General features: G+C 67.5%; 1 protein-coding gene. It reads right to left on the bottom strand.

Annotated elements, in window-relative coordinates; genetic code table 11:
* Window positions 1-271, bottom strand: a 271-nt coding sequence (locus OH705_RS27440) for a dienelactone hydrolase family protein (protein WP_267303469.1), incomplete at both ends; no start/stop codon positions are given.

The following is a 271-nucleotide window of genomic DNA, read 5'->3' as shown; positions in this document are numbered from 1 at the left end:
CAGCCGGTTGGTCACCAGTCCACCGAAGCAGAACCCGACCACGCCCAGCTTGCCGTTCCCGCGTGGCAACGCGTGGGCGAAGCGTGCGGCGGCTTCCAGGTCGGCCAGTACCTTGTCGCGATCCATTTTCGCCTGCATCTCGCGCCCGGTGTCGTCGTTGCCGGGATAGCCGCCGAGCGGATACAGCGCATCCGGGGCGAAGGCGATGAAGCCGGCCACCGCCAGGCGCCGGGCGACATCTTCGATGTAGGGATTCAGTCCGCGGTTCTCG

This window comes from Pseudomonas sp. BJa3 (assembly GCF_026343815.1).
In the GTDB taxonomy this organism is placed as follows: Bacteria; Pseudomonadota; Gammaproteobacteria; order Pseudomonadales; family Pseudomonadaceae; genus Aquipseudomonas; species Aquipseudomonas soli.
Note: the sequence above shows the minus strand (reverse complement) of the source record. Positions and strands in the feature narration are given on the sequence as shown.